We start from the raw sequence: 20,368 nt of genomic DNA on the forward strand, positions 1-20,368 counted from the left end.
TTTTACAATTCATCATTTATCGGCTCAGACTGAAAATTATACCACTGCCATTGATCATTTTCAAAAAAAACTATAATACCGGGAAGTATGAAGAAATTTTCAATAGCTTTTCAACCGGAATGAAGCAGGCTCTGCCTCTTGAGAATACGAAACAGTTCTTGGCAGGCCTGAAAGCTCAGGCAGGTGATATCAAAAGTAAAGAATTCACAGGCTATCAACAAGGGACTTATGCTACTTATAAGACACAGTTTGAAAAAACGGTATTAGCTGTTAATATTTCTCTCGACAAACAAAATACAATAAACGGGCTATTCATCAAACCATATGAAGAGATAAAAGAATCTCAGAGTCAAACCGTTAATGCACTGACTATTTACCCAAAGGAAATTGCAGAAATCATTTATTCGAAATCAAAAGATTTTCCGGATAACACTCAGCTATCCATTGCCCTTATTCAAAACGGTAAGACAAATTATTATGGAATCTTAAAAGAAAACGGCGCTATAAAACCTATTGAAAATCAAAATAAAATTTTCGAGATCGGCTCCATTACAAAAGTATTTACTTCAACTGTACTTGCGTCTCTGGCAGAAGCCAACAAAATAAAGCTGACCGATAATATCAATCCATACTACCCTTTTGCTTTTAAAAATAATATCACATTAAATTTTGAGAGTTTAGCCAACCATAGCTCGGGACTGCCCCGCTTACCAGACAACCTGGACCTGTCTAATGAAGCTAATCCTTATAAAGCTTATCATCTAAAAGAGCTTGAAGAATACCTTAAAAATTTTCTTATCCATGGCAATAAAACCTACAGCTATTCCAATTTAGGAGCGGGATTGTTAGGATATACCCTGGGACTGTCTCAAAAAACGACTTTTCAGAAATTAGTACAAAAAAATATTTTTGATAAATATCACATGAATAGTTCATTTACCAGTTCGGAAGGCCTGGGAGGCAGGCTCATTAAAGGATACCGTAAAAATGGTGAGATAGCCTCCAACTGGGATTTTGATGTTTTATTCGGAGCTGGTGGAATATTATCCACAACGGAAGATTTAGCCAAATTTGCCAATGCGCAATTTGATCCTGAAAATAAAGAGCTGGCCTTAACCAGAAAACCAACTTTCACCATAAACGGCACCATGAAAATCGGTTTGGGGTGGCATATTCTTATATCAAAGGAAGGAAAAGAATTCGTGTGGCACAACGGAGGCACAGGAGGATATTCTTCTTCAATGGCTGTAAATGCCAATGATAAGACTGCAGTAATTATTCTTTCAAATGTTTCTGAAATCAATGATCCTATTGATAAAATCTGTTTTGAATTATTAAACAGTACAAATCAGAAATAAAAAAAATAATATCAATCATGAAAATATACCATTCTTATCATAGAGTGTTTTTTTTATAAAACCCATTGCTATTTTTCTTATTTTTAACTAACTAAAAGTCAATTAATAAAACAACCATGCCGCACTTTATCATAGACTGTTCACAAGATATTCTTCAGCAAAAAACACCTGATGAGATCATGGATGCGGTTTATGAAACTGCTGATTCCACAGGATTATTTGCCCCCAATGACATAAAAGTCAGGCTGAAGCCTTACTCCCATTACCGGCTGGGAAATAATAAGAAAAACTTCCTACATGTTTTCGGGTATATCATGGAAGGACGGAGTACAGAACAAAAAGCCGGCTTATCAAGACAGATCAGCATAAAACTTACAGAATTGCTTCCCGACATCTCCTTTCTATCTGTCAACATCAGTGAGTTCGAAGCAGCCACCTACAGCAACAAAGCTCTTATCAACCCTGAAAACATACATAAAGACCGCCATTTCGGGCTTTAAATACTTACCATACAAATCCACTAAATATTAATCATTATGAGTTTAAAAACATTAATCGACAAAAGTGTTCAGTACAACAACTGGGTAGTCAATAAATACATCGACTGGTTGTCCACAAAGTCTGACGAACAGCTTAACCGGGAAACCATTTCAAGCTTTCCTACTATTTTAAAGACTTTACATCACATCTGGCAAACTCAGGAATACTGGTGGAGCTTCATTGCCGAGAATAATGATTTTGATTTTGAGAAAACAGCAGCCATAACCGGTAAAGAAGATATTTTCAATGCTATAAAAAATAATTCGCAAAAGCTGGTAGATTATGTAGAAAGTTTATCGGAAGAAGATTTATCCAGAAATGTAAAAATTGAATCCCAATGGTTCCAATGTGATTTCTCCAAATATGAATATATCCAACATATTATTCTTCATGGCACGTATCATAGGGGTCAGATTGTAACAATGGGGAGAAATGTAGGAATTACCGATGCGCCGATGACCGATTTTAACTTCTGGAATATTTATAAAGAACAGAAGTAAGATTCAGGTAAGAAAATTCACTGCATTTATTAAAATACATTTATCTGGGATTATCCTGGATGGCTTTACTATGGGATAAACACATCTGAAAACATATAGAAAATTCATAGTTTCCACAATATCATATTTTATTCAGAAAATTTTTTTATCTATTGCTCCAAACATTTCAAAACAGATTTCAATTTCTACAACACCATAAAATGTGGATAACTTTTTAAATACTCAACATTTATTGTGGATAAAATATGGATATCTTTTTGAATACGGGGAATAAATATATATATAATATACTGATATAGAATCTTTTACATACTTTAAAATCAATATATTTCTTTTCCACAAAATCAGGAATTGTGGATAACTTATACTGCCAACTTTTCCACAATGATTTACTTTGGCAATCGAAGCATAAAATTATAAATATTTATTCATAATCATTTATTATTATTTTTTAGTAAATTGCAATACATAAAATCACCAAATAAAGAAATATTATTATGAAATCACCTACAATATGAAAACAGAAAGCCCACCTTATAGTAAAAAATGATCTCAGCTTTTATCAACAATTCCCACCAGAAAGCTGAATTTCAGGTATAGATTCGAGAAACACAATGAAAATCCCAACAGTTTAATTTTTTACAGCAACATCACGCTGTGGGAAATAACCTGCACATCAATGAATTAAATAAAAAAATCCCTCATTCAAATGAAAACACTTGACCTAAAAGAAACAATTATCCCTTACATTGGGGAAACGGCACCTTACATCTCTATTCCTGAACACATCATTGTCAATGGAAATACCATAGAGACGGAAATTACAGATTGGAACTTTAATAATGAAAATTTCACCCAATTTATTAAAAACCCTTGCTTCACTGGGAAGCTGTAGCTTATATAAGCTTCTGAATGACTCGTCCAAAGAAAAAATTTATTTTCTGGGCGAAAAGTTAAGGATCAGGAAACTGTCTTATAAAACCCCTGAATCGGTATCTATCACAAGTGAAAGTTTTCTGGAGTCCCAAAGAAAAGGCAAATCTCATCTTATTGTAAAAGATATCCATTCCAAAGAGCCCTTATATTCTTTTGAACTCGATTACTATATTATTACACAAAATGCATTTCAGCTTTTTTATAAAGATTATTTCAATGATGTTCCTGTGGAATACCACGATGAGAAACTTCCTGAAGCGAGCATAGAATATTCCGGGGATCAGCACCAGTTCACCATTTCGATAATGCCTTTTACCCCCAACCAGTGCAAGGGACATTTTGAAAACTACCCCATTGTACCATTTGTTTATCTCGGTAACTGTGTGCTGAGGGAAATTTTCAAACTCCTGGGAGGCGAAGGGTCTCATGAGATAGACAGCCTTGAAGGTTACGCTTCCAAAGCCATGCCTACCGGAGTAGAATTCAGGGTTGAAGTATTCCAACAGAAATTTTTAAAAAAACCTTACGTATTTTAAATGTGAAATAAAAGATACTACAGGAGTCTTATACGCAGTCCTCATTATCAGCATGCTATCAAAATAAAACCAAACAATAAATCCCGGCATTACTATGATGCCGAGATTTATTATCTAAAAATACGATTTCCAATCTTTTTGTAAATTGCTTATTAGTATCAATGAAAAAAATATATGCAAAACACTAAAATTTATACTACGGCCTTTGCCAGTGTTTATCCTCATTATATTCAGAAAGCCGAAAAAAAAAGGACGTACGAAAGAAGAAGTGCACGAAATTATATCATGGCTCACCGGATATGATGAAAAAAAATTTGCAGGAGATATTAGACAACAGAACGGATTTTAAAACTTTTTTTTGAAAACGCTCCTCAAATGAATCCTAATACCTCATTGATAAAAGGAGTTATCTGCGGATATCGCATAGAAGATATTGAGGATGATCTGATGAGAAATATCCGGTATCTGGACAAGCTGATTGATGAGTTGGCAAAAGGGAAATCAATGGAAAAGATACTGAGGAAATAATATACTTCCAATTGCCACATCCCCTGAAAATCTTATAAAAAACTTCTCTAATTCGAAAAACTTCCCGAAATTAGCAGTCTGTGCATTAAATAGAATTCTATGAAATAAAAATGTAAATTATAACATACAGCAAAACTTAGTATAAGTTTTCTTCGGGGCAGGGTGAAATTCCCTACCGGCGGTTATAGTCCGCGACTCCTTTCTTTGAAGGGACTGATCTGGTGAAATTCCGGAACCGACAGTTAAAGTCTGGATGGGAGAAGAAAATGAGACGGCAATAAGATTTCCTAGGGACTCTTACTGTGTCGTATTTCATTTCCATGTACCGAAGACTATTTTAACTTTTAAAAGTAAAATAACATGGAAAAATTATTAGAACAATTCGGAGCAACCTCCGCAGAACGTGTAGAAAAAGCACTTCAAACATTACAACGGGGAAAAGGTATTCTTTTAGTAGATGATGAAAACCGAGAAAATGAAGGTGATATCATCTTTCCCGCCTCCACCATTACAGAACAGGATATGGCCCTTCTGATCCGCGAGTGCAGCGGAATTGTGTGCCTATGCATTTCTGAAGAAAAAAGCAGACACCTCAACCTGCGACCGATGGTAGAAAACAATAATTCAAAAAATCAGACCGCATTTACCATTACAATTGAAGCTAAAGAAGGAGTAGAATCAGGAGTTTCCGCGAAAGACCGTGTAACGACCATCAGGACAGCCGTAGCCCCGGATGCACAAGCCGAGCACATCGCTAGCCCAGGGCACGTTTTCCCATTGATCGCCAGAAAAGGAGGAGTTTTTGAAAGACGCGGCCACACTGAAGGCAGCGTAGATCTTGTAAAAATGGCCAATCTGGGGGACGATGCCGTTTTATGTGAATTAACCAATGAGGACGGCTCCATGGCAAGACTTCCGGAAATCGTAGACTTTGCTCTTAAAAAAGATATGAGCGTGGTTACTATTGAAGATATTTATGCTTACCGCAAAATGATTATCAGCAACTAAACTTTATTTTATTTAATGCATAGGAAAGCCGCTCTGTAATCAGAGCGGTTTTTCTATACTATCATTAAAAAGTAGCTGCCGGAGCTGTTTCATTATTAAGCTTTCTCTGAATTTCCGTTTTCTTTCCTTTTGAAAAATCATAGCTCAACCCCAATACAAACATAGATTTATTATTCATAATCTGTGTATGTACCCTATAATCTACTGCACTTTCGGAAAGGCTCTTCGTTTTATACTCTGAAGGCATACCGATCCAATACATTCCTGTTGAGAATGTCCAGTTTTTATGTTTATAGCTTACAAAAACATTATTCTGGTTTTCATTGGTATTAAGAAATGCTCCGCTGAGGCTATAAACAGGGATATTAAACTGGTACTGCAGCGAAAAGGATTTATACTCTGATGACAGTACAAAATAATTACCTATAAGATCATTCTTAATAAGTACTCCCTGGCTGTTTCTCACTAATTCCGAGGTAGGGGTAAGTACTGCTTTTACTACAAGAAGACTGTTTCCGAACGGCTTATAGGAACCGGTTAGCTGCACTCCGTACCTTTGGGCATTTTTTCCATTTTCGTATGTCAATGCATATCCTCCGAATTCATTATCCAAAACATAATACTGATTGATGATCCGGTCTGTATACCGGTAAAACAAGGTGGCATTAAAATCAAAATATTTATTGTTAAAAGAATACGTCAGATTATTGGAAAAAACCTGCTGAGATTTCAGGAAAGGATTACCTCTCTGTATTATATTGGGAGCCAGCTGTACCACATTGCTGCTCAACGCACTACTCCACGGGCTTACCGGGCTATAACTTCCTGTATACCGTAGATTCTGATTATTCTTCAACTGGTAACCTAAAATAACCTTGGGAGTAAAGCTCCATTCGTCAAAAGTGTTTTCAGCACTTTTGTTATGGATATTAGTAAGGCCGGCACCAATACGGTAACTGAACTGGTCGGCTTTTCCTGAAAATTCGGTATAAAAATACTGTTCAAGGTAATTTACTTTATACTGCGAATATCCTGCAAGATTGTTGAGATCATTCGAAATGGAAGAACTGGAAATACGATATCCGGAGGATAATTTCCCGGTCGTAAAATCGTGAACATGCGCAAGCTCTCCTACTACACTTGTCTGTTTTGCTTTAAGCATCATGTCATTATCGTAGACTGACAGCCCCGAACCTGTAATCCATTCTTTGGCCGTCTCCGAGGTATTGGTTGTATAGTGAGAACCTACCACATTAATGCTCACCTCATCTTTTTCACCTATTTTTTTTGAATAATATACATCCAATTTGGGAATTACATAATCCGAACCGTTATTTTTAAACATGGCATGCTCTTCATTGGAATTGTCTGCAGTGAAGATACTTTGCCCGGTTCCTTTTGAAAACCTGCTGAAAATGTCCGTATTCAGTTTTACCTGTAAGGCATAATTATCGGGGACAAGACGGGTATACCGTAATGCTACACTCTGAAAAGTGTATCCGAAATGATCGGCCCTGTCTTCGTCAGAACGATAATGTTTTCCGTCCAGCTGGTAGTCATAAATACTATTGACTCTTCTGTCATTATAATCTCTCAGATTAAGGGAATATTCAAGGCCAAAATTATTTTTCCCTTTTGTATAATTGGCATAGGCGGAGCTATTCAGAAAACCTGTATTCAGTGCAAAAAAGGAATCTGCCCCGAAAACATAACCGGTTTCGGTAGATCTTGTCAGGATATTAATCACTGTATCAGCTCTTGTTGACCATCTTGCCGGTGGAATGTCGTAATATTCCACTTTTACCACTTCAGCGGGAGCAATACTCCGGATGTGAAGATCGGTTGCTTCAATACCATTAATAAGAAATAGAGTGGTTCCTCCTTTGGTACTTGTAATCGTGTTGGAAACAGGATCAAGCTGCAATTCGGGAAGCGTCTGAAGCAGATCTTTTGCATAACGGGCTTTTTCCAGCGCTTCTTTATCAAAAGTATAAACGGCTTTATCTGCAAATTGTTTTTTACGCTGTGATTTTAAAATAACTGCCTGAATCTCTTTCGTTTTCGTTCCTTCCACCGTGTCATTTTGCTTCTCTTGTGAAAAAACAAAAATTCCACTAAGTAAAAATAAGGTATATATAGTTTTTTTTCATGTTCCGCATAGAATAGTACAGTACTGATAAGACAAATCTAACTGCCAATTCGTTACATTTCAGTTTGAATCAGATAAAAAAAAATACCTAAATAATTGAAACTTATAAGTATTTTTTTCTAATAACAACTACAATACATTAAATTCAGCCCGTTTTTTGCTGTGACAATAGTATACCATAAAATATATGATTATGAAAAAGGCCAGTTTACTCTTTCTCAGTATTCTGTTTTCAAAAGCGGAAGCACAGGAAAGCCAGAATATCCGGACAGATAAAATGAATATCATAAAGACTAATGTTACAGCCTATACTTTCAGAAATATCAATTTATCTTATGAAAGAGTCATTAATCAATGGTTTTCTTTAAATATAGGCTTCGGAACCATGCCTGAGGGGAAAGTTCCGTTCATCAACGCCTTTCTGAAAGATGAAGATGAAAAAAGATTCCAAAATCTCAGGGTAAAAGCAACTCAATTTACAGTAGAGCCCAGATTTTATCTTGGAAAAGGATATGGAAAAGGCTTCTACCTTGCCCCTTACTACCGCTATTCCAATGTTTCATCCAATACTTTCGACTTTTACTATGATTATAACGGACCCAACGGAATTACTTACCCCATCCCCATTAAAGGACAAGGAAGCACTAACGGGAATAGTGGCGGACTGATGGCCGGAGTACAATTTTTTCTTACCCGAAGTCGCAATCTCGTCCTTGATTTCTGGATTGCCGGTGCTCACTACGGAAGGGGAAAAGGCGATTTTACCATGACCTCTGACTACGTGCTTACCCCGGACATGCAGGCACAGCTTAAAAGAGAAATAGAAAAACTGGATATCCCTTTTGTAAAATATACCGTAGAAACAAATGCCAACGGTGCCAGAATAAAAATAGACGGTCCATGGGCGGGTTTTAGAAGCGGGCTTTCTTTAGGATACAGATTTTAAAAACAATATCATTTACTGTAAAACCGTTCTTCCCGGTACGGTTTATTTTTAGATGAATTTTGTATATTGCCTTCCATTATCAGAATTCCCCGGAAAATATGAACTCTTCCTCAATCACCACTGCCCAGAGAATCAAAGCGATTGTGGGCGGATCAATCGGAAATCTTGTAGAATGGTATGATTGGTATGCGTATGCAGCCTTTGCAATTTATTTTTCTCATTCTTTTTTTCCGGATTCCGACCTGAATGCCCAGTTGATGAACACCGCAGGAATTTTTGCCGTTGGCTTTTTGATGCGCCCCATCGGAGGATGGCTGTTCGGAAGCATTGCCGATAAAATAGGAAGAAAAAAAGCCATGACCTTCTCCGTATTGCTTATGTCCTTCGGATCACTTCTTATCGCCCTTACTCCAACCTATAGAACCATAGGAATTCTGGCGCCACTCCTGCTTTTAACAGCCCGGTTATTACAGGGGCTGAGTGTTGGCGGCGAATATGGGGTATCTGCCACCTATCTTAGTGAAATGGCTACCCAGGACCGAAGGGGATTTTATTCCAGCTTTCAATATGTAACATTAATCGGCGGACAGCTTATAGCGCTGGGAATTCAGCTTATTTTACAAAAATTACTGTTAACGGAAGCCCAACTTGAAGACTGGGGATGGAGAATTCCGTTTGTTATCGGAGCAATGCTTTCCATTATTGCTTTATATTTACGTGCCAATCTGCATGAAACCGAAGCTTTTGAAAACCAAAAAAAAGTCAGTGGAAAGAAAAAAGGAACCGTTAAAGAGCTTCTCAAACATCCCAGAGCCCTGCTTACTGTAGTTGGGCTGACCTTGGGCGGCACACTGGCATTCTATACTTACACAACGTATATGCAGAAATTCCTGGTGAACACCGTTCATCTGACTAAGGAAGAATCTACATTAATCTCTTTTATTTCCTTATTTATTTTTGCGTGTCTCCAGCCTGTATTCGGGGGCTTATCTGATAAAATAGGAAGACGGCCTCTTCTGTTAAGCTTCGGTGTTCTGGGAACTTTGTGTACAGTACCGCTTCTTACCGCCCTGAGCAATACGACTTCCATGTGGACAGCTTTTTTGTTGATTATGGTATCCCTGATTATTGTGAGCGGATATACTTCTATTAATGCTGTGGTAAAGGCAGAGCTATTTCCTTCCGAGATCAGAGCTCTTGGAGTAGGCCTTCCGTATGCACTCACGGTGGCTGTTTTTGGAGGAACGGCAGAATATATTGCGCTTTGGTTTAAAAAAAACCGGAACAGAAGAATATTTTTACTGGTATATCACAGCCTGTATTTTCTTCTCATTCATCGTCTATGTAAGAATGAGGGACACTAAAAAGACATCAGCACTGGATCAGGATTAACCGCTGAAATCGGGAATTTATGACAATAAAATAGATCATTCGACCCATAATAGGCTTGAAGTTATTCTGATAATTCTTGTCTGAACTTACGTTAAATAAATTGCCCTCAAGAAACCGGCGGCGCAGATTCTCTGCGCCGCCGGTTGTATTTTAATGATAGGCTTGTTTAAATTTTTCAATAATACTGTCCAGATTATGTCGCTGGACATACACACTTTTTACCTCTTCATACCTTGGCGATTTGTAAAAAACTTCATGGAAATCCATACTTCCGTTTCCTACTTTCACAACTTTCTGTACTTCGATATTCAGCTTCTTTAATTCGTCTTTAAAGACTTTAAATTCATCTTGGATACTACTGCTCATTTATATTTTATAGATTTTAGTTAAAAATTCCAACTTAATGCCATACCCCTCTAATATTCCGGGTAAAGGTTTAAATATTTAATAAATTTAAAAACTTTTCTCAATATAAACACCATACATCCATTATTTTTTTGTTTTATCTAACAAAATCAACAAAATGATGTTTATTTTTACAATCAATACTTCTTACGTTATATACAATAGCAAAACAAAATACCTAATTGCCGTTTATGATCTGCAGCAAGTCCCTGGCAAAAACCATTTAAATACAGTCTCTGCAGATATTCGAAATAATTTTTGAAAAAAAAATTAAAAAATAAATGTAACATTTTAAAAAGGTTGGTCTCTAAAAGGCAAATAAACCTTTAAACTTTGGAAATCATGAAAAAAATCAAATTCCTTCTTATCCTGATGTTATTTTTCGCTGCTTTATGTAAAGTATTTGGTCAGGAAAAATCATATCCGTTCGAAGTCAGGAAAACCGGAAATGGCAGCCGGGCTTTAATCTTTATTCCGGGCTTTGCCTCTTCAGGTGAGGTATGGAACGAAACCATTGCAAAATTTGAAAACAAGTATACTTGTTATGTCCTCACTATGGCAGGATTTGCCGGCGTGAAAGCTAATGCTGATGCCAGTTTTACAGATTGGGAAAAAGAAATTGCAGCCTATATAAAAAATAATAAGATTGAAAAGCCGGTTATTATCGGACATAGCATGGGTGGCGGACTGGCCCTGGCCATTGCAGCAGACTACCCTGAACTCCCAGGTAAAATAGTAATCGTAGATACACTTCCTTGTCTGGCAGCGTTGTCTGATCCGGATTTTACATCCAAAGAAAACAATGACTGCACTTCTACCATTAATAAATTATCTGCAATGACAGATGAACAATTCCGTCAAATGCAAAACCAATCCATCCCTCGTCTTTTAGCAGATACTTCTATGCAGGAAACCGTTATTGGCTGGAGTATGAAATCAGACAGAAAAACATTTGCCAAAATGTATTGTGATTTTTCCAATACAGATCTCAGGGAAAAGATAAAATCCATACAATGTCCATCTCTTATTTTACTGGAATCTTTTTTTATAAACCTTAAACCCAGTATTGAAGGGCAATATAAAAACCTGAAAAATGCTAACTTTCAATATGCCTCAAAAGGGCTCCATTTTATTATGTATGATGATAAAGAATGGTACTTTAATCAGCTGAATAACTTCTTATCTGCACATTAATGGTATTTGAAGATATATATGAGCTCTACTGGCAAAGGATATTCCGTTTGTGTATGGGATATGTTAATGATGCTGAACTCGCGCAGGATCTGGCCCAGGAAACATTTATCATTGTCTGGCAGCAGCTCCCGAAATTCAGGAATGAATCCGCTATCGGTACATGGATTTTCAGAATTGCCTCCAACAATTGCCTGCGTCAGAATTGAAAAAGAAAAAAAATTTTCTAAAACCGGCCTTCCTGCCCAACTGGAGGAAAAAAAGCAGGAATCTATGGAGCCTCAGATACAGCTGCTATACCAGTTTATCTCTGAGCTGCCTGAAACAGACAGGATTATTATTTCTTTGGAACTGGAAGAAGTAAAACAAGCAGAAATAGCCCTTATCACAGGACTGTCAGAAGCCAACATACGGGTGAAAATCTATCGGATCAAGGAAAAATTAACTAAAAAATTCAAAGAAAATGGATACTAATATTGATTTCAAAAATATATGGAAACAACAAACTTCCCATCAACCAAGCATTGAAGAACTGCTTGGCAAACTGAAACAATTCAGGCTTGAAAATCTGCGCAAACTTATTCTTATCAACATCATGTTGATCATAACCTCTTTAGGTATTGCTTTTATCTGGTATCGTTATCAGCCTCAGCTTGTCACTACGAAAATCGGGATTGTGCTCGTTATCCTGGCAATGTTGATTTTTCTGTGTGCTTATAACAGGCTATTTATGGTTTTTTACAAGATTGACAATACCCAAACCAATCAGGAGTACCTGCAAAGCCTTTATATTGTAAAAGGTAAACAAAAAATTTATGCAGACTACCATGCTGAATATATATTTTATGATACTGTTTCTGGGATTATGCTTTTATATGTACGAATACACTTTGAAAATGTCAGCTATACCGGCCATTATTGCTTACACTGCCGTCTTATTCTGGATAGGTTTCAACTGGTTTTATATAAGGCCGAGAACAATCAGGAAGCAACAGGCTAAAATTGATGGATTAATTAATAAATTTGAAGAAATAAATAATCAGTTTAAAGAATTATGAACACACCTGATCCTAAAAGCCACTGGGAAAATGTTTACGAAACCAAAAATCCGGACCAGGTAAGCTGGACTCAGAAAAAACCTCAGACTTCTCTTGCCTTCATCCATTCTTCTGGTTTAGGAAAAGATGCCAAAATCATCGATATTGGAGGCGGCGACAGCAATCTTGTAGATTTCCTCCTTGAGGAAGGCTACGAAAATATCACCGTTCTTGATATTTCTTCCAAAGCCTTAGAGAAAGCCAGACAACGCCTGGGAAAAGCTGCTGACAAAGTAAAATGGATCACTGCGGATATTACTGCATTTGAACCTGCTGAAACCTATGACATCTGGCATGACAGAGCAGCATTCCATTTTCTGACCACTGCAGAACAGATATCCCAATATGTCAGCATTGCCGGAAAAAATACCAGCCATTTTATGATTTTGGGAACTTTTTCCACGAAAGGACCCACCCAATGCAGCGGGCTGGATATTCAGCAATATGATGAACACTCTTTATCTCAGCAGTTTGAGCAAGATTTTGAAAAAATAAAGTGCATTACTGAAGAGCATATAACCCCCTTCGGTACGACCCAACATTTTTGTTTTTTGTAGTTTTAAGAAGGTCTGAGCTTTTTAAAAAGGTAAGCCTGATGCATCAGACTTGTGTAGCAAGCCGGAAATCTCAAAACCATTGCAAAAAAAAGTCCCGGATCAATAGGCTGATGCCTGGAAAAAAACTTCGGGATAACCCCTATGGATTATGATTTTTCTCTTCTTCCATTTCTACTTCATGGCGCAGCTGGGCTTTGTAAAGGGTAGCATAATATCCGTTTTTATCTAAAAGCTCCAGATGCTTCCCTTCTTCCACAATTTTACCATGCTCCATAACAATAATCTTATCTGCTTTTTCAATGGTTGAAAGCCTGTGTGCAATAATAATTGATGTCCTGTTTTTGGTAATCTTTTCTGTAGCCCTCTGGATCAGTTTTTCACTTTCATGGTCGATAGAAGAGGTAGCTTCATCCAATATCAGGATTTTAGGATCAGATAAGTATGCTCTAAGGAAAGACAGCAATTGTCTCTGCCCCAAGGAAATGGAAGAGCCTCTTTCACTTACCACGTAATCATATCCACCCGGCAGCTGTTCGATGAACTGGTCTACTTCAATTTCCCTGGCTCCGGCTTTTATTTTATCCAGGGTAATGCTGTCATCACCGAAAGAAAGGTTTTCAAAAATACTTCCATGGAAAAGGAAAACATCCTGCAAGACAACCCCGATATGACTTCTCAGGTTATAAAGCTCGTAATCTTTTAAATCTACATCATCAATGAGAATACTCCCCGAATTAATATCGTAAAGCCTTGTAATCAGGCTGATGATCGTAGATTTTCCTGCACCGGTAGCTCCTACAATCGCTACAGTTTCTCCCGGATTTACTTTAAAATCAATTCCTTTAAGAACTTCCTGCTTTTCATCATACGCAAAATGCACTTTCCGGAATTCTATTTTTCCGGCAAAATGATCTTTTTTTACCGTTCCGGTATTAGGCATTGAATTTTCTTCGTCCATGAGTCCCAATACCCTTTCTGCCCCTACAATACCTCTCTGAATGTTATTGAAACGGTCGGCAATCTGTCTGAGCGGACGGATCAGCATTGAAATATACTGAATAAAAGCAATAACCACTCCCGCGCTGATGGTAATATATCCTCCATAAAACAGGATAAAACCGATGAACAATGAAGAAATAAGTTCCACTACGGGAAAGAATAAAGAAAAGATGAAAACTGTTCTCAGCAGAGCTCCTTTCAGGGTAATGTTAATATCATCAAATTTTTTATATTCGGCTTCCTGTCTGTTGAACACCTGGATAATCGGCATTCCTGCAAGCCTTTCCTGTACAAATGAATTTTGAGTGGCCGTCCAGTTTCTTTCATCCCCGAATGCCTTTTTGAGCCTTTTCTGAAAAAACCTTGTAATAACTACCATCAAAGGCAGAATAGCCAGGGTAATATAACTTAAATGGACATTGGTACTGAACATCATGATCAATACAAATATAATTCTCAGAATATCTCCAAAAACCATCAGAAACCCGTCTGTATACACAGTCGCAATTGTTTCCACATCTCCTACGGCACGGGTTACCAGTTGCCCGATCGGTGTTTTATCAAAAAATGAAGTTCTGAAATAAATCAGCTTGGCATATAATCGTTCTCTGATATCACGGATAACATTCTGTGAAATGAAATTGGAAAAATAAACCAGGAAAAAGTTTAGAATAGTTTCTGCAAATACCAATCCTACTAAAATATAGATATGTTTCATCATCAAAGCCTTATCTTTCAGCTTTGTAATATCATTATCCACTACTTCCATGGTAAGATAAGGCCTGTAGGTAGAAACGATTGAAAGTATGACAGAAATTATCAAAGTGAGGATAAACCAAGAACGAAATTTCATTCCGATAAAGAACAACCTCTTTATAATTCCCCAGGTATCTTGTTTTTTCATTGTTCGGATCGAAGAAAAGAATTAAAGTCTATGCAAAAATAATACTTTATAACGGGACTGCCTTTACAAGTTTTGCAAATCGTCATAGAAAATTCCGGATACCTGTTATTTACAGAATGAATGGAGCGGATGATTAGAAGGTAGAGAGACTGCAAAGGTTTATCGGTCTAATATCATTTATCATCTGATATCTGCTCTCCATCATTCATCAAACTCATACCCTACATCCACCAGGTACAGTCCATGCGCGGGTGCAGAGGTTCCTGCGGCATTACGGTTTTTATCTTCAATGACTTTACGGAGATCTTCAGGCTTCATTTTTCCGCTTCCAATTTCCACCATTGTTCCTACGATAGCACGAACCATATTTCTCAGGAAACGGTTTGCGGAAACAGTGAATTTCAATTCTGTTCCGTTCTGTTCCCATTCTGCTTTATACATTTTGCAGATATTGGTTTTGTTGTCTGTTTTTAATTTGGCAAAACTTGTAAAATCTTCATATTCAAATAAAATCTTACAGGCTTCATTCATTGTATGGATGTCCAGTGACTTTTTCCAGTGCTGCCATGCAGATTCCTGGGTAAACGGATTTTTAGACAAGGAAATATAATATTCATACGTTCTGTAAGTAGCATCAAAGCGGGCATGAAAATCATCCTTCACCTTAAAAATCCTATGGATGGAAATATCCGGAGGAAGAAAACTGTTTAATCTTCTCGGAAGATCATCATTCAACTCCTGCCCTGTATCAAAATGGGCAAATATTTTTTTAGCATGAACACCGGTATCGGTTCTTCCGGCTCCGGTTGTTTTAATCTCTTCCCGTAAAATAGTGGAAAGCGCTTTTTCCAGTTCTTCCTGTACAGAAATAGCATCCGGCTGTATCTGATAGCCGAAATAATTCTTTCCGTTGTAAGAAAATTCTATAAAGTATCTCAAGGTATTATAATAACTCCACAAAAATACTTTAATTTAACGAAATATTTGTTGAAAAGTCTTTGAGAATATTATATCAAATGCTTATGAAAATTCCTATTTTTGCAATCGTATGAAAAGATGGTACCTTTATCCTTTTTCCCTCGGTTATCATTTGGTAACGGGTATCCGGAACACATTGTATGATCTGGGTATTTTTAAGTCGACAAAATTCAAGACACCGATAATCAATGTCGGGAACCTTTCTGTGGGCGGAAGCGGAAAATCGCCGATGGTGATGTACCTTGCCCAGTATCTGTCCAAACATTACAGGACCGGAGTTCTTTCAAGAGGCTACGGAAGGCTCACCAAAGGTTATGAGGTGACCAATTATGACAGCAACTACAAAATAGTAGGAGATGAAGCCATGCAGCTTTTTGAACGTTTCAAAAACCGTTTTGTCATTGCTGTTTCCGAAGACCGTGTACCCGGAGCTAAAAAAGTAATCAGCGATATGGATCTTGAGGTTTTGGTGCTGGATGATGCAATGCAGCATAGAGCTATTAAGGCAGGCTTCAATATCCTGATGACTGATTTTAATGATCCCTATTTCAAAGATTATCTTCTTCCTGCCGGAGATCTCAGAGAGTCGAGATCCGGTGCCAGAAGAGCCAATATCATCATGGTAAGCAAATGTCCTGATGAGCTGACAGAAGAAACCAAAAGGTATTATATTTCCAGGATAAACCCGTCTCATAACCAAAAAGTATTCTTTTCATCCATCGGTTATGATGAAAATGTATATGGAAAGGATAAAATGCTTCCTGATAACAATCTGAACTATTACGATATTTTATTGATTACAGGAATCGCCAACCCGAAGCCTCTTTTGGAGCACCTGGCGAAATTTTCGAAACGGGTTAAACATTTAAAGTTCAGGGATCATCATAATTTTACGGATGATGATATTAAGAAAATCCTTGAAGAATATAAAAAATTAGGTGAATATAAGCTGATATTGACCACGGAGAAAGATTACGTCCGTCTGAAAACTTTTGACTATCTTAGAGAAATTGTTTACTACTGGCCTATCAATGTCATTATTGATAAAAAGGAAGAATTCAATCAAATCATCCTGGATTATGTTAGAAAAAATTAACGAGACAGCAGATTTCATCAGAAGTATTATTCATGAAACCCCGGATTTTGCGGTTGTTTTAGGATCCGGACTTGGAAAGCTGCAGCATGAAGTAGAGCCTATCCATATTTTGGAATATAAGGATATTCCTAACTTCCCGCAAACGACAGTAGTGGGACATACCGGGAAACTCATCTATGGAATACTGGAAGGTAAAAAAGTCCTGATGATGAGCGGCCGTTTCCATTATTACGAAGGCCACTCTATGGAAACCGTTACATTTCCCATAAGAGTTTTTCACTTATTAGGCATCCAGAATCTGATTCTTTCCAACGCCTGTGGTGGAGTAAATCCTGCTTATAGTGTTGCAGATATCGTTATCTTAAAAGATCATATCAATATGATGCCTGAACACCCGCTTCGTGGCAGAAATATTGATGGGCTTGGACCACGTTTTGTGGATATGAGCGAGCCCTACAACAAAAAAATGATTGCCATAGCAGAACAGGTTGCCTCAAAACATCACATTAAAATCCACCAGGGAGTATATGTTGCCCTGCAAGGGCCAACTTTTGAAACACCCGCTGAATATGGCATGATAAAGGCTATTGGAGGCGATATGGTAGGGATGAGCACCGTTCCTGAAGTAATTGTCGCAAAACATATGGGAATGGATGTATTCTGTATGTCTGTAATTACTGATCTTGGAGGGCCGGATGTCGCTTTTGCCGTTTCTCATGAAGAAGTTTTAAATGCTGCCAATAAAGCCATGCCGAACGTAATCACGGTAGTAAAGGGATTAATTCAAAATTATCCGTAGCCTGCTTCGGGCCAATTAGATTTATACGACGGCTCATCCATTTCCTTTTATAGAATTTTTCAATATTATAAATTTTTCCTAATTCGTGAAAAATCAATCTTCAATTGCAATTCATTGTTTAGATTTGTATAAATGAAATTGTAAGAAATGAGAAAGTTGTTATTAATTTTTGCAATAGCCCTTTTTGGACTGAATTATGCTCAAAAGGCTCCTGCCATCCTGAAAAAAGGTTTTTCCAAAGAAGCACTCAGCCAGAAACTGGAAGATGAAGAGGGAAAAACAATTACCATCCAACAAATCCTTGATCAGCATAAAGGTAAGGTTTTGGTGATAGACTTCTGGGCCGGATGGTGCAGGGATTGTTTACAGGCCCTTCCTAAAGCTGAAGAATTAGAAAAAAATAATACGAACGTAGACTTCGTATTTTTATCATTAGAAAGATCAAAAGAAGGGTTTGAAAAAAAGTCTCGTAAGGTTCAATATGAAAGACAAAGATAATTATTGGTTTGCATCAGGATGGAAAAATGATTTCAACAATTATATAGACCTGAACTGGATTCCGAGATATATGGTGATCGATCAGAAATCAGCGATTGCAAAATATTATGCTATATCTCCGGAAGATCCTGAAATCCAGAAAACAATCGACAGTCTTTTACAATAATAACACAATCACATAAACACCATGACCACACGAGAAGCAAGAGAAGAAGATTTAAAAATTCTTTTAGAATTTGAACAGGGAATTGTTTCAGCAGAAAGGCCATTCAACATTACACTTATTGACGGGGAGATTCATTATTATGATCTGAGCCATTTTATACAATCTCCGGATGCCACTTTGATTATTGCTGAAGAAAATAATGAGATCATCGGATCCGGCTATGCTCTGATTAAAAAGGCAGAAAAGTCTTACTACACGTTTGAAAAGTATGCGTATCTGGGCTTTATGTATGTAAAGCCTGAATACAGGGGGAAAGGCGTTAATAAAGTGATCACTGATGAATTGATTGGCTGGGCAAAATCCAGAGGTATTTCAGAGGTCAGGCTGGATGTATATGCACAGAATGAATCTGCTATAAAAGCTTATGAAAAGGCAGGCTTTGAGCCTCACCTTCTTACCATGAGACTGAAAGCTTAAAAGGCGGATACCGGGAGATGGAAGGGATTAACGTATTATTAATTACTACTTCGTCTTTCATTATATTTAGTAAGCAGGTTTTAATTTCCTTATCGGGTATATTAACTTCCCACTTCTAGCTTCTAGCTTCTAGCTTCTAACTTCCCTTCTATAAAATAAATACAGGAATCCATATCTTTGTGTTATGGATTTTTCTTTGCCGCTTCGTAAAATTATTCATGTAGATATGGATGCATTTTATGCTTCCGTGGAGCAGCATGATAACCCCACCCTCAAAGGAAAGGCTATTGCTGTTGGCGGCCAGCATAGAGGCGTAGTGGCTGCCGCCAGTTATGAAGCAAGAAAATATGGAGTACGTTCTGCCATGCCTAGCAAGACGGCAAAGGAAAAATGCCCGCATCTCATTTTTGTTCCTCCCCGCTTTCCCCGCTATAAAGAAATTTCAAAACAGATACGTGAAATTTTCTATGAATATACAGACCTGGTAGAACCATTATCTTTGGATGAGGCTTACCTGGATGTCACTGAAAATAAAAAAGGAATAGAATCTGCCAACCAGATTGCCCGGGAAATCCGACAAAAAATTTTTGAGCAAACCGGCCTCACCGCTTCCGCAGGTATTTCTGTAAATAAGTTCCTTGCAAAGGTGGCTTCTGATATCAATAAACCTAACGGGCAGAAGACCATTCATCCTGATAAAGTAGAGACTTTTCTGGAAGAATTACCTGTTGAAAAATTTTATGGAGTAGGGAAAGTTACGGCTAACAAAATGTTCAGTCTGGGAATTTATAAAGGAAAAGATTTAAAAAAAAGAACACTTGAGGAACTTGTCAGAATTTTCGGAAAGTCCGGTAAACATTATTACAATGTGGTCAGAGGCATTCATACTTCGGAAGTGAAACCTCATCGGATTCAGAAAAGTGTAGCAGTGGAACGTACATTTTTTGAAGATCTTTTTGATGAGCAGCAGATTAATGAAAAGCTGGAGAGCTTAAGCCAGGAACTTCATCAACGATTACAGAAAAACAATATTCTGGGAAGGACTTTAACCTTAAAAATCAAATACAAGGATTTTTCTCTTTTCACAAGAAGCATTACAAAAGAAAACTATTTTACTTCGCCTGAACAATATTTCGACACCGGAAAAAAACTCTGGGAACTTCGTCCCTACGACAAGGCAGTACGGCTACTGGGACTGTCGCTTTCTCAGCTTAATACGGAAGAAAAAAAGCAGGTTTCCGTTCAACTAAAAATCCCGTTTAAGGAATTTGAAAATGAATAATTCCTATTTTTTTGCTAACTTGTATC

At 37.4% G+C, this 20,368-nt stretch carries 18 protein-coding genes, 4 pseudogenes and 1 riboswitch; of the genes and pseudogenes, 18 read left to right on the forward strand and 4 right to left on the reverse strand.

The annotated features are described in order from the left end of the window. Window positions 1-50: 50 nt before the first annotated feature. The 7 genes and pseudogenes from HX13_RS18080 to ribB all read left to right on the forward strand — a co-directional run bounded on the left by HX13_RS18080 (window position 51) and on the right by ribB (window position 5,406). Window positions 51-1,358 (forward strand): serine hydrolase, encoded by a 1,308-nt coding sequence (locus HX13_RS18080; protein ID WP_202962930.1) that lies wholly within the window; start codon window positions 51-53, stop codon window positions 1,356-1,358. Window positions 1,359-1,474: 116 nt separating this feature from the next. Further along, window positions 1,475-1,858, forward strand: coding sequence for a 5-carboxymethyl-2-hydroxymuconate Delta-isomerase (locus tag HX13_RS18085; RefSeq protein ID WP_050022224.1), 384 nt, complete (start codon window positions 1,475-1,477; stop codon window positions 1,856-1,858). Between the two features lie 36 nt (window positions 1,859-1,894). Beyond that, window positions 1,895-2,398, forward strand: a complete 504-nt coding sequence (locus tag HX13_RS18090) for a DinB family protein (RefSeq protein ID WP_050022225.1) — start codon at window positions 1,895-1,897, stop codon at window positions 2,396-2,398. A gap of 709 nt (window positions 2,399-3,107) precedes the next feature. After that, the gene (locus tag HX13_RS22245; protein ID WP_128572494.1) at window positions 3,108-3,293 is read left to right on the forward strand and encodes a hypothetical protein; all 186 of its coding nucleotides are present in this window, start codon (window positions 3,108-3,110) and stop codon (window positions 3,291-3,293) included. Further along, entirely contained in the window at window positions 3,241-3,870 is a 630-nt protein-coding gene (locus HX13_RS18095; RefSeq protein ID WP_050022226.1) for a hypothetical protein, read from the forward strand. The genes HX13_RS22245 and HX13_RS18095 overlap by 53 nt, the downstream gene beginning before the upstream one ends. 174 nt (window positions 3,871-4,044) lie before the next feature. Then, window positions 4,045-4,398, forward strand: a pseudogene (locus tag HX13_RS18100) (DUF2200 domain-containing protein). 144 nt (window positions 4,399-4,542) lie between these two features. After that, window positions 4,543-4,667, forward strand: a riboswitch (FMN riboswitch). A gap of 91 nt (window positions 4,668-4,758) precedes the next feature. Then, window positions 4,759-5,406, forward strand: coding sequence for a 3,4-dihydroxy-2-butanone-4-phosphate synthase (ribB, locus tag HX13_RS18105; protein ID WP_050022227.1), 648 nt, complete (start codon window positions 4,759-4,761; stop codon window positions 5,404-5,406). 64 nt (window positions 5,407-5,470) lie between these two features. Here ribB and HX13_RS18110 read toward each other — a convergent pair whose 3' ends face one another. Further along, window positions 5,471-7,543 carry a TonB-dependent receptor domain-containing protein gene (locus tag HX13_RS18110; RefSeq protein ID WP_050022228.1) on the reverse strand — a complete coding sequence of 691 codons (2,073 nt, stop codon included), beginning with the start codon at window positions 7,541-7,543 and terminating at the stop codon, window positions 5,471-5,473. Between the two features lie 205 nt (window positions 7,544-7,748). Here HX13_RS18110 and HX13_RS18115 point away from each other — a divergent pair, with 205 nt between their 5' ends. Both HX13_RS18115 and HX13_RS18120 read left to right on the forward strand, forming a co-directional pair. After that, complete coding sequence (locus HX13_RS18115) at window positions 7,749-8,501, forward strand: DUF3575 domain-containing protein (RefSeq protein WP_050022369.1); 753 nt, start codon at window positions 7,749-7,751, stop codon at window positions 8,499-8,501. A gap of 98 nt (window positions 8,502-8,599) precedes the next feature. Next, on the forward strand, window positions 8,600-9,865 hold the full coding sequence (locus HX13_RS18120) for an MFS transporter (RefSeq protein WP_238555481.1): 1,266 nt from the start codon (window positions 8,600-8,602) through the stop codon (window positions 9,863-9,865). 178 nt (window positions 9,866-10,043) lie between these two features. Here the strand turns inward: HX13_RS18120 and HX13_RS18125 are convergent, their stop codons facing one another. Continuing rightward, the gene (locus tag HX13_RS18125) at window positions 10,044-10,259 is read right to left on the reverse strand and encodes a hypothetical protein (RefSeq protein WP_050022229.1); all 216 of its coding nucleotides are present in this window, start codon (window positions 10,257-10,259) and stop codon (window positions 10,044-10,046) included. Between the two features lie 381 nt (window positions 10,260-10,640). Here HX13_RS18125 and HX13_RS18130 point away from each other — a divergent pair, with 381 nt between their 5' ends. The 4 genes and pseudogenes from HX13_RS18130 to HX13_RS18145 all read left to right on the forward strand — a co-directional run bounded on the left by HX13_RS18130 (window position 10,641) and on the right by HX13_RS18145 (window position 13,159). Beyond that, a complete protein-coding gene (locus tag HX13_RS18130) occupies window positions 10,641-11,492 on the forward strand; it encodes an alpha/beta fold hydrolase (protein ID WP_050022230.1) in 852 nt (283 codons plus the stop codon). Beyond that, window positions 11,492-11,963, forward strand: a pseudogene (locus HX13_RS18135) (RNA polymerase sigma factor). Before HX13_RS18130 ends, HX13_RS18135 begins: the two are co-directional and overlap by 1 nt. Continuing rightward, window positions 11,953-12,489: a hypothetical protein gene (locus tag HX13_RS18140; RefSeq protein WP_238555482.1), complete on the forward strand. Its 537-nt coding sequence runs from the start codon at window positions 11,953-11,955 to the stop codon at window positions 12,487-12,489. The pseudogene HX13_RS18135 and the gene HX13_RS18140 overlap by 11 nt, the downstream one beginning before the upstream one ends. A 54-nt stretch (window positions 12,490-12,543) precedes the next feature. Further along, window positions 12,544-13,159: pseudogene (locus HX13_RS18145) on the forward strand (class I SAM-dependent methyltransferase). A gap of 123 nt (window positions 13,160-13,282) precedes the next feature. Here the strand turns inward: HX13_RS18145 and HX13_RS18150 are convergent. Together HX13_RS18150 and truA are read right to left on the reverse strand one after the other, a co-directional pair. Then, window positions 13,283-15,046, reverse strand: a complete 1,764-nt coding sequence (locus tag HX13_RS18150; RefSeq protein ID WP_050022232.1) for an ABC transporter ATP-binding protein — start codon at window positions 15,044-15,046, stop codon at window positions 13,283-13,285. Between the two features lie 201 nt (window positions 15,047-15,247). Continuing rightward, on the reverse strand, window positions 15,248-15,985 hold the full coding sequence (gene truA, locus HX13_RS18155; protein WP_050022233.1) for a tRNA pseudouridine(38-40) synthase TruA: 738 nt from the start codon (window positions 15,983-15,985) through the stop codon (window positions 15,248-15,250). Between the two features lie 109 nt (window positions 15,986-16,094). On the opposite strand from truA, the gene lpxK reads away from it, so the two are divergent. From lpxK to dinB, 5 genes and pseudogenes are all read left to right on the forward strand, one after another. Further along, window positions 16,095-17,120 carry a tetraacyldisaccharide 4'-kinase gene (gene lpxK, locus HX13_RS18160; RefSeq protein ID WP_050022234.1) on the forward strand — a complete coding sequence of 342 codons (1,026 nt, stop codon included), beginning with the start codon at window positions 16,095-16,097 and terminating at the stop codon, window positions 17,118-17,120. Continuing rightward, complete coding sequence (locus HX13_RS18165; RefSeq protein WP_050022370.1) at window positions 17,104-17,919, forward strand: purine-nucleoside phosphorylase; 816 nt, start codon at window positions 17,104-17,106, stop codon at window positions 17,917-17,919. Before lpxK ends, HX13_RS18165 begins: the two co-directional genes overlap by 17 nt. 147 nt (window positions 17,920-18,066) lie before the next feature. Next, a pseudogene (locus HX13_RS18170) lies at window positions 18,067-18,583 on the forward strand (TlpA family protein disulfide reductase). Between the two features lie 21 nt (window positions 18,584-18,604). Beyond that, complete coding sequence (locus tag HX13_RS18175) at window positions 18,605-19,060, forward strand: GNAT family N-acetyltransferase (RefSeq protein ID WP_050022235.1); 456 nt, start codon at window positions 18,605-18,607, stop codon at window positions 19,058-19,060. Between the two features lie 184 nt (window positions 19,061-19,244). Continuing rightward, window positions 19,245-20,342 (forward strand): DNA polymerase IV, encoded by a 1,098-nt coding sequence (gene dinB / locus HX13_RS18180; protein WP_050022236.1) that lies wholly within the window; start codon window positions 19,245-19,247, stop codon window positions 20,340-20,342. Window positions 20,343-20,368 lie beyond the last annotated feature (26 nt).

This window comes from Chryseobacterium sp. P1-3, assembly GCF_000738495.1.
In the GTDB taxonomy this organism is placed as follows: Bacteria; Bacteroidota; Bacteroidia; order Flavobacteriales; family Weeksellaceae; genus Chryseobacterium; species Chryseobacterium gallinarum.